This is a genomic window from Streptomyces similanensis (assembly GCF_039543625.1).
Taxonomy (GTDB): domain Bacteria; phylum Actinomycetota; class Actinomycetes; order Streptomycetales; family Streptomycetaceae; genus Streptomyces; species Streptomyces similanensis.
The window spans coordinates 128,762-141,746 of record NZ_BAABKC010000112.1; the positions used below are offsets into that span (position 1 = coordinate 128,762).

Annotated in this window: 13 protein-coding genes; 9 read left to right on the plus strand and 4 right to left on the minus strand. The window is 72.7% G+C overall.

The genetic code is table 11. The features are described from left to right. Positions 1-1,140, minus strand: coding sequence for a DegT/DnrJ/EryC1/StrS family aminotransferase (locus ABEB07_RS31915; RefSeq protein WP_176146800.1), 1,140 nt, complete (start codon positions 1,138-1,140; stop codon positions 1-3). Positions 1,141-1,309: 169 nt separating this feature from the next. Here ABEB07_RS31915 and ABEB07_RS31920 point away from each other — a divergent pair, with 169 nt between their 5' ends. From ABEB07_RS31920 to ABEB07_RS31930, 3 genes are read left to right on the plus strand one after another with little or no spacing between them, the layout of a single operon-like run. Next, on the plus strand, positions 1,310-2,140 hold the full coding sequence (locus ABEB07_RS31920) for a class I SAM-dependent methyltransferase (RefSeq protein ID WP_164582921.1): 831 nt from the start codon (positions 1,310-1,312) through the stop codon (positions 2,138-2,140). After that, positions 2,137-3,312: an acyltransferase family protein gene (locus tag ABEB07_RS31925; protein ID WP_176146799.1), complete on the plus strand. Its 1,176-nt coding sequence runs from the start codon at positions 2,137-2,139 to the stop codon at positions 3,310-3,312. Before ABEB07_RS31920 ends, ABEB07_RS31925 begins: the two co-directional genes overlap by 4 nt. Before the next feature lie 6 nt (positions 3,313-3,318). Further along, complete coding sequence (locus ABEB07_RS31930; protein WP_176146798.1) at positions 3,319-4,107, plus strand: SDR family NAD(P)-dependent oxidoreductase; 789 nt, start codon at positions 3,319-3,321, stop codon at positions 4,105-4,107. A gap of 69 nt (positions 4,108-4,176) precedes the next feature. Here the strand turns inward: ABEB07_RS31930 and ABEB07_RS31935 are convergent, their stop codons facing one another. Continuing rightward, positions 4,177-4,917: an SDR family NAD(P)-dependent oxidoreductase gene (locus tag ABEB07_RS31935; protein ID WP_345671531.1), complete on the minus strand. Its 741-nt coding sequence runs from the start codon at positions 4,915-4,917 to the stop codon at positions 4,177-4,179. 162 nt (positions 4,918-5,079) lie between these two features. Between ABEB07_RS31935 and ABEB07_RS31940 the strand changes: the two genes are divergently transcribed. From ABEB07_RS31940 to ABEB07_RS31955, 4 genes are all read left to right on the plus strand, one after another. Next, the gene (locus ABEB07_RS31940) at positions 5,080-5,700 is read left to right on the plus strand and encodes a hypothetical protein (protein ID WP_345671532.1); all 621 of its coding nucleotides are present in this window, start codon (positions 5,080-5,082) and stop codon (positions 5,698-5,700) included. Between the two features lie 255 nt (positions 5,701-5,955). Further along, positions 5,956-6,867, plus strand: a complete 912-nt coding sequence (locus ABEB07_RS31945) for an NADP-dependent oxidoreductase (protein ID WP_164582929.1) — start codon at positions 5,956-5,958, stop codon at positions 6,865-6,867. A gap of 95 nt (positions 6,868-6,962) precedes the next feature. Continuing rightward, positions 6,963-7,550 (plus strand): NADPH-dependent FMN reductase, encoded by a 588-nt coding sequence (locus ABEB07_RS31950; RefSeq protein WP_164582931.1) that lies wholly within the window; start codon positions 6,963-6,965, stop codon positions 7,548-7,550. Positions 7,551-7,553: 3 nt separating this feature from the next. After that, complete coding sequence (locus ABEB07_RS31955) at positions 7,554-9,209, plus strand: MDR family MFS transporter (protein ID WP_176146796.1); 1,656 nt, start codon at positions 7,554-7,556, stop codon at positions 9,207-9,209. An 87-nt stretch (positions 9,210-9,296) separates the two neighbouring features. On the opposite strand, the gene ABEB07_RS31960 is transcribed toward ABEB07_RS31955, so the two are convergent. Both ABEB07_RS31960 and rfbA read right to left on the minus strand, forming a co-directional pair. Next, complete coding sequence (locus ABEB07_RS31960) at positions 9,297-10,013, minus strand: mycothiol-dependent nitroreductase Rv2466c family protein (protein ID WP_345671533.1); 717 nt, start codon at positions 10,011-10,013, stop codon at positions 9,297-9,299. Between the two features lie 120 nt (positions 10,014-10,133). Then, on the minus strand, positions 10,134-11,081 hold the full coding sequence (rfbA, locus tag ABEB07_RS31965; protein ID WP_176146794.1) for a glucose-1-phosphate thymidylyltransferase RfbA: 948 nt from the start codon (positions 11,079-11,081) through the stop codon (positions 10,134-10,136). Between the two features lie 240 nt (positions 11,082-11,321). Here rfbA and ABEB07_RS31970 point away from each other — a divergent pair, with 240 nt between their 5' ends. Continuing rightward, entirely contained in the window at positions 11,322-12,452 is a 1,131-nt protein-coding gene (locus ABEB07_RS31970) for an acyl-CoA dehydrogenase family protein (protein WP_345671534.1), read from the plus strand. Between the two features lie 56 nt (positions 12,453-12,508). Continuing rightward, entirely contained in the window at positions 12,509-12,976 is a 468-nt protein-coding gene (locus ABEB07_RS31975) for a nuclear transport factor 2 family protein (RefSeq protein ID WP_164583951.1), read from the plus strand. Positions 12,977-12,985 lie beyond the last annotated feature (9 nt).

A 12,985-nucleotide genomic window follows, 5' to 3' on the forward strand; every position in this document is an offset into this window, starting at 1 on the left:
CTAACGGTGGGCCGCGACGGCCTTGCGCAGGGCCGCGCAGACCGTGCGCACGTCGTCGTCGGACAGGCCCGGGTGCAGCGGCAGGCAGAGCGTGCGTTCGGCGGCCCGGTCCGAGCCGGGCAGATCCGGGCCGCCCTCGCGGCGGTAGGCGGAGACCTTGTGCAGAGGGGCGTAGCGGAAGGTGGTGTAGATGTCGGCCGCCAGCAGTTCCCCCGCGATCTCGTCGCGGATACCGCCCTCGAACTGGACCCAGTAGAAGTAGTGCGTCGACTCGTGGCCGGCGGGCGGCGGCGGGGGTGTCAGCACGTCCTCGACCCCGGCCAGTTCGCGGTCGTACAGCTCGACGATCTCCCGGCGCCGGGCGACGAGGTCGGGCAGCCGGCGCAGCTGGACCCGGCCGATCGCCGCGGTCAGGTCGTTGCCGACGACGCGGCGGCCGATCTCCGGCACGTCCAGTTCCCACCATCGGCCGGAGACCCGGGCGTGCCCGAAACCGCTGGACTGGACGAGGCCGTGGTAGGCGAGGCGGCGGGCCCGGTCCGCTCGCGCCCGGTCGCGTACGTACAGCATGCCGCCGTCGCCGGTGACCAGTACCTTCATCGCGTCGAAGCTCCACATGGCCAGGTCGCCGAAGCTGCCGGCGGCCCGGCCGCGGACCCGGGAGCCGACCGAGCAGGCCGCGTCCTCCACCAGCGGGACGCCCCGCTCGCGGCAGAGCTCGGCGATGGCCTCGATGTCGCCCGGGCAACCGCCGTAGTGCAGCACGACGACGGCCCTGGTGCGCTCGGACAGTGCGGCCTCGACGTGCGCGGCGGCCGGGTTGAGGGTGCGGGGGTCGGCATCGCAGAAGACCGGGCGGGCGCCCGCGGCCAGCACGGCGTTGGCGGCGGCCAGGAAGCTCAGCGAGGGCATGACGACCTCGTCGCCCTCCCGCAGGTCGAGGCACTCCAGGGCCAGGAAGAGCCCCGCAGTACCGGAGTTGAGGAAGATCATGTGTTCGGGGTCCACCCCGACGTGGGCGGCGAACTCCGCCTCGAAGGCTGTGGTGCGCGGCCCGTGGCCGAGCCACTTGTCGGCGAACACCTCGGCGACGGCGGCCAGTTCCTCGTCGCCTGTCTGGGGCTGGAAGAGATGAATCACGGGGTCCCCTCTGTTGCGGACGGATGTCCGCAGGGTCGGCCGGGGACCTTGACGCGGCTTCGAGAGCCGGTGGAACGCCCGCCGTGTGGAGGCGGCCTCCACCGGCCTTCGAGAGCGGCTGCCCAGCGTGGTGCCCGACGGATTGTCGTTGGAACGAGGTGCCGGGAACATGACCACGTACGAATCCAAGACGGCCGACGAGGTCGGCGAGTACTTCGACGACCGCAGCTGGCTCTTCGGCCTGAGCGGCTTCAACCTGCACATCGGGTACTTCGATGACGAGAAGCCGGGGACCGACCCCAAGGAACGCCACACCGAGGTGATGATCGAGGCCGCCGAACTGGGCGAGGGCGACCGTCTGCTCGACGTGGGCTGCGGGTTCGGCCGACCGGCCATCGCGGCCGCGAAGGCGACGGGGGCCCGGGTCGTCGGCATCAACGTCAGTGCCGAGCAGGTCGGGCAGGGCGAACGGCTGGCCGCCGAGGCCGGGGTGGCGGGGCAGGTCGTCTTCGCGCAGGCCGACGGCATGGCGCTGCCCTACCCGGACCGCTCCTTCGACGCGGTCTGGGCGTCCGAGGCCATCATGTACATGTCCGATCGACCGAAGGCGCTCCGCGAGATCGAGCGGGTCCTCGTGCCCGGCGGCCGGTTCGTGCTGTCGGACTACGCCGAGCGCACCGGTCTGACACCCGAGCAGCGCGTCGCGCTGAAGGAGGGCTTCACCGTCGAGGCGCTGCCCACCATTGAGGGCTACCGCGAACTGCTCCTGGGCGCGGGACTGGAGATCTCCCGGTTCGAGGACGCCACCGCGCACCTGCACCGCTCCGCCGCCCGCATCCCCGAGGTGCTGGACGAGAAGTACGCCTACATCGCGGAGCGCGGCGGCAAGGAGTTCGCCGACGAGTTCAAGGCCATGCTGTCCAAGGTCGGCGTGCTGGAGGGCGAGGTCCTCGGCTATGTCATCGCGGTCGGACGCAAGGCGCGGGAGCCGCGGGCGTGAGCACCGACGTCGACACCCGGCGCCCGTCCCGGCTGCCCACGCTGACCGGGATGCGGTTCGCGGCCTCCCTGATGGTGTTCGTCTGCCACGCGTTCACCTACGGCGTCTTCACCGACAAGGAGCTGGAGGGGAGCCTGATCGACTACGTCTCCAAACTGGGCTTCGTCGGGGTCGGGTTCTTCTTCGTCCTCAGCGGGTTCGTGCTGACCTGGTCGGCACGCGACACCGACCGGCCGACCGCCTTCTGGCGCCGCCGGCTAGCGAAGATCTTCCCCAACCACCTGGTCACCTGGGCGCTCGGGCTGGTGCTCATGGTGTGGCTCGGCGGCTCCGCGGCCACCGTCGGCAACACCGTCCCGTCCTTCTTCCTGGTCCAGGCATGGTTCCCGGTCGAGGACGTCTTCTTCGGCACCAACGGGCCGAGCTGGTCCCTCGCCGCCGAGTTGCTGTTCTACCTCTCCTTCCCGTGGCTGGCGCGCCGGGTGCGGGCCATCCCGGAGCGCATGCTGTGGCTGTGCGCCGGACTGCTGGTCGCGGGCACGGTCCTGGTGGCGCTCGCCTCGCAACTGCTGCCCACCGAACCGGACATGCCGTACTACCCGATCTCCTGGTACCAGTACTGGTTCGTGTACTGCCTGCCGGTCAGCCGGCTGCTGGAGTTCTCGCTCGGCATCGTGATGGCCCGCATCGTGCTGACCGGCCGCTGGATCCCGCTGGGGCTGGGCCCGGCGCTGCTCACCCTGATCCCGGGCTACGCGCTGACCGTATGGCTGCCCGGCGCCTACGGCGTCGTCGCGCCCACCGTCGTCCCGCTGGCGCTCATCGTGGCCGCCGGGGCCACCGCCGACGTCCAGGGCCGCCGGTCGTCCTTCCGCACCCGCGCCGCGGTCCTCCTGGGCGAGCTGTCCTTCGCCTTCTACATGGTCCACATGCTGGTCATGTGGTACGGCCCGATGGGCCGGGTGCCCGGTCGCACCTGGGACACCCTGCCCGCGCTCGGCGTGATCGTCCTGGACTTCGCCCTCACCCTGCTGGCCGCCTGGCTCCTGTACCGCGCGGTCGAGGTGCCGGCGGTACGCCGCCTGTCCGGTGCGCGCGGGCGGGGCGGCTCACCGCCGCCCGCGCATCCGGGGCGGCGGGACGGGGCGGCCTCGACCCCCGTGGCGGGGTGACGCCGTATGGACCTCGGTCTGAGACACCGCACCGTCCTCGTCACCGGCGCGTCCGGCGGCATGGGCCGGGAGATCGCGGCGGCCTTCGGCGCGGAGGGCGCCGACGTGCTGGTCGGATACCGCTCCCGGCCCGAGGACGCCGCGAGCACCGCGCGCCTGGTCGAGAAGGCCGGCGGCCGGGCCCGCACCGCTCCGTACGACCTGGGCGACCCCGCCACCGCCCGCACCTTCACCGAGGCAGCGCTCGACTGGACCGGCCGCGCCGACGTCCTGGTCAACAACGCGCTGCGTCCCTTCGGCTTCCGACCACCGGGGGACCGGTTCGAGGAGGTCGGCGACGACTGGCAGGGCAAGCTGCGCGACAACATCGAGGGTGCCGTCGAGCTGACCCGGCGGGTCGCCCCATCGATGCGGCGCAGTGGCTGGGGACGGATCGTGCACCTGTCGTCGAGCCTGGTCACCGAAGGGGTGCTGGAGACCGACGGGGGCCGGATCGGTTCCGAGTACTACGCGGCCGCCAAGGCGGCGCTGCACGGCTTCTCCCGCAGTACGGCCTTCAGCCTCGGCCGAGACGGGGACATCCTGTCCAACGTCGTCGTCCCGGGCCTGACCCGCACCTTCCGCAACGAGGAGCGCATCGCCACCGGGTTCGGCGTGGCGGACCGCTACGCGGCCAGGAGTCCGCTGAACCGGTTGCTGGAGGCGACCGAGGTGGCCCGGGTGGTGGTGTTCCTTGCCTCGGCGGCCAACACCGCCGTCACCGGGCAGAGCGTCGCGGTCACCGCCGGCGCCTGACTGCCTCAGGACGGCGCGGAGGGCGGCACCCACGGGGGTGCCGCCCTCCGCGCTGCCGCGGGCCCGCCGTCACCAGGACAGGCCGCCGTTGATCTCCAGCACGTGCCCGTTGACGTACGAGCCGGTGGCGGAGGCCAGGTAGACGGCGGCGTCCCCGACCTCCTCGCCCGAGCCCATCCGGCCCAGCGCGACCTTCGGGGCGTACTGGCTCCAGACGGCCTCGTTGGCCGCCAGCAGCTTGCCCATCCCCTCGTCGATGAAGCCGGGGGAGAGGCAGTTGACGGTGATGCCCCGGGGTGCCAGTTCCAGTGCGACCACGCGCGTGAACATCTCCGTCGCGGCCTTCGTCGAGCAGTACGAGGCCGCCCCGCGGGTGGGACGGCTGCCCAGTGCCGAGGAGAGCGTGATGATCCGCCCGTCCCCACTCTTCTCCAGATGGGGCACGGCCTCCTTCACACAGTGGAAGAGCCCGTTGAGGTTGGTGTCCAGCGCGTCCGACCAGTCCTCGAACGCGAGGCCCGCCACCGGTCCCGGCCGGCTCAGTCCCGCGTTGGCGACCATGATGTCCACCCCGCCGAACCGGTCCGCCGCCACACCGAGCAACGACCGCACCGATGCCGCGTCCCGGACGTCCGCCTGCGCGAAGACAGCCCGCTCCCCAAGGTGAGCGAGGGCCTCGGCCGCCCCCGCGGCGCCCCGCGCGGCGACCACCACCCGGGCGCCCTCGGCGACGAACGCCTCGGTGATCTTCAGTCCGAGTCCCCTGGCGCCGCCGGTCACCACGGCCACCTTGTCCTTGAGCCTCACCATTGCCTCCCTCGTGTGGACGGTCCTGGGGCGGCACCCTGCCGCGAAGGCGTCGCAGGCCGCTGGAGACCGGGTGGAACAGTGCATTTCGAGCCGGTCTCCAGAGGGCGTCCCTAGCTTTCACCGGGCTGCCGCAGCGGCAGCCAGATCCGAGGAGACAGCCTGATGAGCAAGACCACCACCCGCCGGGCGACGGCCGTCGGCGCCCTGGCCCTGGCCGGTGTCCTGGCCGCGTCCGGCAGCGCCGTCGCCGCGCCCGCCACCGTCCCGTTCCTGTGCCGCGTGCCGGAGAACGGCGTGTGGAGTGAGTACGGCAGCAGCCGCCTGTTCGACGTCACGGCGCCCGCGACCGTCTCGCCGCACCAGCGGTTCACGGTGAAGTACGCCCAGGGCCCCTACACCCTGAACGCCACCTACCAGAAGGAGGTCCGGGACATCGCCGTCAGGATCAACCAGCCGGCCGGCGCGCGCCTGGTGAGCCTGAAGCTGACCGACGGCAGCAACCTCGGCGACTCCAGCCGGTCCGTCGTCGCCGCCGACGGCCAGCTCACGCTGCGGGCCGGCGGTCCGTTCTACGGCGGCCAGACCTTCGAACTCCCGGTCGTCGAGGCCGTCTACACCGCTCCCGCGTCCGGCACCCTGGTGACCTCGGCCGGCGGCACCGGCTTCGACGCCCCGGGCCTGTCGATGCGGCGCCTGGACACCACCGTCAACGATTTCACCCCGGTCCAGTGCTATCCGGATCCGGCCACTTCGGTGCAGCTGTCCAGCACCACCGTGCAGTGACGTGTGCGGCCGCCGGCCGCGCACACGTGTGCGACGACGCCGGGTGGGAAGGGGGCCGAGCCCCTTCCCACCCGGCGTCGAGCCGTTCTCGACCGTGTCTCGCGCCACCCCGGGCACGGTGGGCGGGCGCGCGAGGGGCCGACCGGGTCCCCAGAACGGCGCTTGACCTCAAGCGCACTTGAGTTTCTAGGTTCTTCAGTGGGCCCCGCCACGGGCCTGCGACCGCAAAGACGTTGCTACAAAGGGGTGTTGAACATGAAGGCTGCTGCTTTCCACGCGTTCGGAGGGCCTGACGTCCTGGAGCTGATGGAGGTTCCGGCTCCCGAAGCGGGCCCGGGCGAGGTGCGGGTGCGGGTGAAGGCGGCCGGCTCACAGCCCACCGACTGCGCGGTGCGTTCCGGCTGGAACCCGCCCGGGTTCACCATCACCTTCCCGCACATCACCGGCGGCGACTTCGCCGGCGTGGTGGACCAGGTCGGCGAGGGCGTCACCGACTTCTCCGTCGGCGACGAGGTGCTGGGCTACCGCACCCAGCTCACCTACGCCGAGTACGTGGTCGCCCCCGCCGACCAGATCGTGGCCAAGCCCGCCGCGCTCTCCTGGGAGGTGGCCGGCAGCCTCTCCGCCTCCGGGCAGACCGCGCACACGGCGATCGAGCTCCTCCGGGTCGGCGAGGGCGAGACCGTCCTCGTCAACGGCGCCGCCGGCGGCGTCGGCACCATCGCGGTGCAGCTCGCTGTGTTGCGCGGCGCCAAGGTGATCGCCACCGCGCGCGAGGAGAACCACGCGTACCTGCGCGAACTGGGCGCGATCCCGGTCGCCTACGGCGAAGGTCTGATCGACCGGGTGCGCGAGGCGGCGCCCGAAGGCGTGCACGCCGCCCTGGACACCGCGAGCGCCGACGGCCTGCGCGTGGCGGCCGAACTGGTCAAGGACAAGGACCGGGTGGGCACCATCTTCGCCTTCGACGTCTACCAGGAGCTGGGTGTGCGCTGGATCGGCAGCCGGCGCTCCGCCGCCCGGCTCGCCGAACTGGCCGCGCTGGTCGCCGAGGGCAAGGTCAAGGTCCACGTCCGCACGACCTTCCCCCTGGCCCGGGCGGCGGACGCGCACCGCGAACTGGAGACCGGTCACGGCCGCGGAAAGATCGTTCTGCTGGTCGCCTGACACACCGCCGGGCGGTCCCGGGGCACCGCTCCGGGACCGCCCCGCGCCACCCGACCGCCTCCCGTCCGTCCTTTCACCGAAACGAGGAACCCCCCATGTCCCAGGCACCGTTGAAGATCGGCGTGCTCATCGGCAGTGTGCGCACCGGCCGGTTCGCCGACAAGGTCTCGCAGTGGTTCATCTCCGAGATCGACCAGCGCGACGACATGGAGACGCACGTCATCGACCTGTCCGAGCCCGCCCTCGTCGAGGAGCTGAAGCTCACCCTCGACCCGTCCGGCGCCCCGCAGGGCGCCCCCGGTCTGGCCGAGCGCATCGGCGGGCTCGACGGCTTCGTCGTCGTCACGCCCGAGTACAACCACGGCTACCCGGCCTCCCTGAAGCTGGCCATCGACTACGTCTACAGCGAATGGCGGGCCAAGCCGGTCGGCTTCGTCTCCTACGGCGGCATGGCCGGCGGCCAGCGGGCCGTGGAGCAGCTGCGCCAGGTCTTCGCCGAGCTGCACGCGGTCACCCTGCGCGACACCGTCAGCTTCGCCATGGCGTGGGAGAAGTTCGACGACAACGGCCGCCCGCTCGACGAGGGCGGCTGCGCCAAGGCCGCCGCCGTCCTGCTGGGCCAGCTCGACTGGTGGGGCCGGACCCTGCGCGAAGGCCGCGCCGCACGCCCGTACGAGGGCTGACCCATGAGTGCGGAGCGGGTGGCCGCGGAGACACCGGGCACACCGGAGTTCCGGGCCGTACGGGTGGTCATCATCGGGCTGATGCTGGGCCTGATGCTGTCCTCGCTCGACTTCGTCATCGTCGCCGCGTCGATGCGGACGATCGCCGACCAACTGCACGGTCAGACCCTTCAGGCGTGGGCGACCACGGCCTACATGGTCACCTCCACGATCGCGACCCCGCTGTTCGGCAAGCTGTCCGACCTGTACGGCCGCAAGAAGCTGTACCTGCTGGCCATCGGCGTCTTCCTGACCGGTTCGCTGCTGTGCGGCCTGGCCGGGTCGATGTACCAGCTCGCCGCCTTCCGGGCGGTGCAGGGCGTCGGCGGCGGCGGGCTGACCGCCCTCGCCTTCGCCATCATGGGCGACGTCCTCACGCCCGAGCTCCGGGCCCGCTACCAGATCTGGTTCTCCGCCGTGTCGGCCGTCGCCGGCGTGGCGGGGGCGCCGATCGGCGGGCTGTTCGCGGGCGCGGACACGCTGCTGTGGATCGACGGCTGGCGCTGGGCGTTCCTGATCAACCTCCCCATCGGGATCGCCGCCCTGCTGGTGGTGCAGATCAAGTTCACGATGCCCGGCAAACGCCGCGCGCAGCGCATCGACTACGTCGGGGCGTCGTGGCTGATCGTCTGCCTCGGCCCGTGGCTGGTCGTCTCCGAGCAGGGCAGGCACTGGGGCTGGGGTTCGCCCCTCACCCTGTCGCTGCTCGCGATCGGTTCGGTCGGCCTGGTGCTCTTCCTGATCACCGAGCGGCGGATGGCGGACGCGGCCGTGATCCCGCTCAGATTGTTCCGCAACCGCATGTTCGCCGTGATCAACAGTGCCAACGTCATCGTCGGCGTCGGGGTGTTCGGCTCGCTGATCTTCCTTCCGCTCTACCTCCAGCTGGTCAAGGGGCAGACGCCCGGCGAGGCGGGGCTGATGCTGATCCTGCAGACGCTCGGCGTGCTCACCACCAGCCGGGGCCTGAGCAAGGTCATCAACCGATCGGGCCGCTACCGGGACTTCCTGGTGCTCGGCATGGGAGTGGTCGCCGGCACGCTGTTCGTGTTCGCCTCGCTCGACCAGCACTCCTCACTCTGGCTGGTCGGGCTGCTGATCTACGTGCTCGGCGCGGGAGTCGGCATCTGTTTCCCGGTCACCCTGCTGGCCCTCCAGAACACCTCGGCGAAGGAGGACATGGGCGTCTCCAGCGCCGCCTTCTCGTTCTTCCGCGGCATCGGCGGCGCCGCCGGCACGGCGCTGTTCCTGGCGATGATGTTCTCGATGGCGGGCAGCAGGATCGCCCAGTCGGTGCGGCAGGCAGGCCGGGACGCCGGATTCCGGGCGGCGATGGGGGATCCGGCGGTGGTGGCGCACCCGGCCAACGGGCCCATCGTGGACATCGTGCGGGGCAGCGGCGAGCTCAGTCTCGACGACACCTCCTTCCTGCTCACCGCCGACCCGCGGCTCGCCGGCCCGGTGGTGGAAGGCATCGCCCAGGCGATGAGCACGGTCTTCCTGGTCGGCGGCTGCGTGATGCTCATCGGCTTCGCGCTGGCCTTCCTGCTTCCCGGGCGGGCCAAGGACCTCGCGGCCCCGGAGACGAGCGTCCCGGAGCCCGAGCAGGCGGCATCCTGAGCGCCGCGACCCGGCCGACGCGGGAGAACAGGGCGGGGCCCGGCGGACGTACGGTCCGCCGGGCCCCGCCCCGCGCGGTGGCCGCGCTCAGCCCGCGGGCGCCGGCGCAGGACGCGGAGTGACCCGGCGCAGCTCCAGGAAGGCGTCCTCGGCGACCAGCGCGGAGAAGGCGTCCCACAGGACGCCCGCCCGCTCACCGGCCGGGGCCGAGCGCAGGACCGGGCCGAAGACGCCGACCCCGCCGCCCACCGAGATCACCGGCACCCCGATGACCTCCAGTTCCCTCCCGTCCCGCGGAACGGAGTCGTGGGCCGCCCGCAGGTCGTCGTCCCACCGGGGGGACTCCATGGCAGCGGCGAGCTCCGCCGGCAGCGCGCACTCGGCCAGCGCCTCGCCGACCACTGTCCGGGCCCGCTCCAGCAACGTGGCCTGCACCTCGCGCTTCTCCCGGTGCGACAGCCCCCGCACCCGCTCGTGCAGCCCGTCGTACAGACCGCCCGGCTCGTGGAAGCGACGCGCCACCGCCTCGTACAGCGGGCCCACCGCCCCCGGCTCGCGCGCGGCCGCGGCGGCGAGCACCCGCACCGGGCCGGGTGCCAGCTCGCGGAACCGGGCGTGTTCCTCGTCGGAGGCCGCGGGGCCCTGGAAGTAGCCGAGGCCGGTGGGGCGCACCGACACCTTCAGCGGGCGCACCGAGGCCGCCGCACGCAGCCACTTGCAGGTGATCCACGTCCAGGCGCACACCGGATCGACCCAGAGGGTCACCTCCTGCTCGTCCGCGCCGCCGTGTGTGCGGTTGGTCATCGTGCCCTCCATGCGCTCGGTGCTCCCCGGCTCGACTGCCGTTGGCCGCCACCCCAGCACACTCCGCGGGAGCCCCGCACGAGAACGGCTCGAGCGGGGCTCCGGTCGGGAGCGAGGAGTTCACACAGTCGTGGGCAGCGCCAGGCCGCCGTACCGGGGGCCGGCCAGCGAGCCCGCCCGCTCCTGCGGACCGGCGTCCCGCAGCGACCGGGCGATTTCCATGACGTACTGGCCGTAGCCCGAACCGCCCAGCCGCTCACCCAGCCGGAAGCACTGCTCGGCGTCGATGAAGCCCATGCGCAGGGCTACTTCCTCGATGCAGGCGATCCGCAGGCCCTGGCGGTGCTCCAGCGTCTGGATGTACTGCCCGGCGTCCAGCAGCGAGTCGTGCGTGCCCGTGTCCAGCCAGGTGAATCCTCGTCCGAGGTCCACCAGCCGGGCCTTGTCCCGGGCGAGATACTCCTTGTTGACGTCGGTGATCTCCAGTTCGCCGCGGGCCGAGGGGCGCAGACCCCGGGCGATGCCGATCACGTCGTTGTCGTAGAAGTACAGGCCGGTGATGGCCCGGTTGGAGCGGGGCCGGGCGGGCTTCTCCTCGATGGAGAGCAGCCGGCCCTCCTCGTCGGCCTCACCGACCCCGTACCGCTCCGGGTCGCGCACGGGGTACCCGAACAGCAGGGCGCCGTCGGTGTGCGGAGTGTGCTCCTGGAGCAGCAGGGAGAAGCCGGGCCCGTGGAAGATGTTGTCGCCCAGCACCAGCGCCACGGAGCCGTCGCCGATGTGGTCGGCTCCGATGGTGAAGGCCTCGGCGAGCCCACCGGGCCGGGCCTGCTCGGCGTAGGAGAGGCCGATGCCGAGGGAGCTCCCGTCGCCCAGCACCTTGCGGAACTGCGGCAGGTCCCGGGGCGAGGAGATGACGAGGATGTCCCGGATCCCGGCCAGCATCAGCACCGACAGCGGGTAGTACACCATCGGCTTGTCATACACGGGCAGCAGCTGCTTGGACACCGCCAGGGTGATGGGGTGCAGCCGTGTGCCGTTGCCTCCCGCCAGGATGATTCCCTTCACTGACTCCTCACCTCACCTGTCTGTAGGCGCGGGGTCGCCGCACGACGCCCCCCCTCGGACCCGAGCGTGCGGGGCCCCGGTCGAACCCGGGTCGAGAGCCGCCGGGAACCGCCGCCGGACCGTCCCCGGCGGCGACCGTCGAGCCGTGCTCCATCGCACCTGGATCGGGCACGGTCACGGTGGCGTCGTCGTCGCCGCCCACCGGGCAAGGCGTCCCGAGGAACGAGGGAGTGGTCCACGATGCCGAGCCGGCCGAGGTCCGACACGGACCTGGTCTCCACGGCGAGGGAGACGGCCGTCCTGGCCGCTCGTCACGCCGAACAAGCCGACACCCGGCGCCGCCTGCCCGCGGAGGTCGCCGACGCCGTCGTCGGCGCCGGTTTCGCCCGGCACTTCGTGCCCGCCCGGCACGGCGGCGCCGCCGGCACCGCCACCGACCTGCTGCACGCCGTCGCCGCCCTCGCCGAGGGCTGCACCTCCGCCGCCTGGTGCGGCTCGGTGATCGCGGGCGCCGCCCGGATGGGCGCCTACCTGCCCGAGCGGGGACAGGAGGAGCTGTGGGCCGCCGGCCCAGACACCGCGGTGGTAGGCGCGCTCGTACCGCGGGGCACGGCGACCCCGGTGGCCGGCGGCTGGCGGGTGGCCGGTGAATGGGCCAGCACCAGCGCGGTCGACTTCTCCGACTGGGCCCTGGTGTGCGCGCTGGTGCCGCGGGACGGCGCGCAGGTCCCCTGGTTCCTCGCACTGCCGCGGACCGACTACCGAGTGGTGGACACCTGGCACCCCGTCGGCATGCGCGGCACCGGCAGCAACACCCTCGTCGTCGACAACGTCCTCGTCCCCGCACACCGCGGCTTCTGTCGCGACGCCATGCTCCAGGGCCGCAGCGTCGGCTCCGACGCCCGCTGCCACACCGCCCCGCTGCGGCTGCTCAGCGGTCTGCTCTTCGGCGCGCCCGCGCTCGGCTCGGCCCGTGCGGCCCTGCACGCGTGGGCCGGGCACCAGGCGTTCGGCGCCGCCACCGCCGACCCGCGCCGGGCCGGTCAGCTGGCCCGCGCCGCCATCGCCACCGACGCGGCCACCCTGCTCCTCGAACGCGCCGCCCGGGTGGCGGACGCGCCCGGGGCGTCGGCGGTCGAGCAGCTGCGCAACCCCGCGGACTGCGCCTACGCCGTCGAACGGCTGGTGGACGTCGTGGAGGGCCTGCTGCGCACCGCGGGAGGCCCGGCCCGGTCGACGGGGCACCCCCTCCAGCGGATCTGGCGCGACGTCCATGGCCTGGCCGGCCACGTGGCCCTGCGCTTCGACCCGGCCGGCGACGGCTACGGGGCCCGGCTGCTGGCCGACGCCGCTCTGCCGGCCCACCCGTGAACCCGGCCGGCCATCCCCCGCCGGGCGACCGGCGCCCGTCCCGAAAGGCAGACTCCATGAGTGACACCGCCCTCACCCGAGCGGCCGCGGAGCCCTTCGTCTCCGCCGACCTGTACGCACAGGTCCAGCAGTTCTACGCCCGCCAGATGGGCCTGATCGACGACGGCCGTCCCGTCGAGTGGGCCGGGACGTTCACCGAGGACGCCACCTTCCAGGAGGCCAGCAGGCTGGACGCGCCGCTCGAGGGCCGCGCCGCGATCCGCGAGTCGGCCGTCGCGCGGCAGGGCCGGCTGGACGCCGACAAGACCGACTTCCGGCACTGGCTGTCCATGCTCGACGTGCGCCCGCAGCCGGACGGCTCCCTGCGCACCCGCACCTACGCGCTGGCCATGCGCACCCGGCGAGGCGGCCCCCTCGAGATCTTCGCGAGCGTCCTGTGCCACGACCACCTCGTGCCGGCGGACGGCGGGGGCTGGCAGGTCCGCGAGCGTGACCTGTACCACGACGGCTCCGGCCGCGACTGAGGAGTTCCC

What these genes read in the sequence shown, in the direction of transcription:
- ABEB07_RS31920 (WP_164582921.1), top strand. Translation starts at nt 1,310, where the DNA reads ATGACCACGTACGAATCCAAGACGGCCGACGAGGTCGGCGAGTACTTC.
- ABEB07_RS31930 (WP_176146798.1), top strand. Translation starts at nt 3,319, where the DNA reads ATGGACCTCGGTCTGAGACACCGCACCGTCCTCGTCACCGGCGCGTCC.
- ABEB07_RS31935 (WP_345671531.1), bottom strand. Translation starts at nt 4,917, where the DNA reads ATGGTGAGGCTCAAGGACAAGGTGGCCGTGGTGACCGGCGGCGCCAGG.
- ABEB07_RS31940 (WP_345671532.1), top strand. Translation starts at nt 5,080, where the DNA reads ATGAGCAAGACCACCACCCGCCGGGCGACGGCCGTCGGCGCCCTGGCC.
- ABEB07_RS31945 (WP_164582929.1), top strand. Translation starts at nt 5,956, where the DNA reads ATGAAGGCTGCTGCTTTCCACGCGTTCGGAGGGCCTGACGTCCTGGAG.
- ABEB07_RS31950 (WP_164582931.1), top strand. Translation starts at nt 6,963, where the DNA reads ATGTCCCAGGCACCGTTGAAGATCGGCGTGCTCATCGGCAGTGTGCGC.
- ABEB07_RS31955 (WP_176146796.1), top strand. Translation starts at nt 7,554, where the DNA reads ATGAGTGCGGAGCGGGTGGCCGCGGAGACACCGGGCACACCGGAGTTC.
- ABEB07_RS31960 (WP_345671533.1), bottom strand. Translation starts at nt 10,013, where the DNA reads ATGACCAACCGCACACACGGCGGCGCGGACGAGCAGGAGGTGACCCTC.
- ABEB07_RS31970 (WP_345671534.1), top strand. Translation starts at nt 11,322, where the DNA reads ATGCCGAGCCGGCCGAGGTCCGACACGGACCTGGTCTCCACGGCGAGG.
- ABEB07_RS31975 (WP_164583951.1), top strand. Translation starts at nt 12,509, where the DNA reads ATGAGTGACACCGCCCTCACCCGAGCGGCCGCGGAGCCCTTCGTCTCC.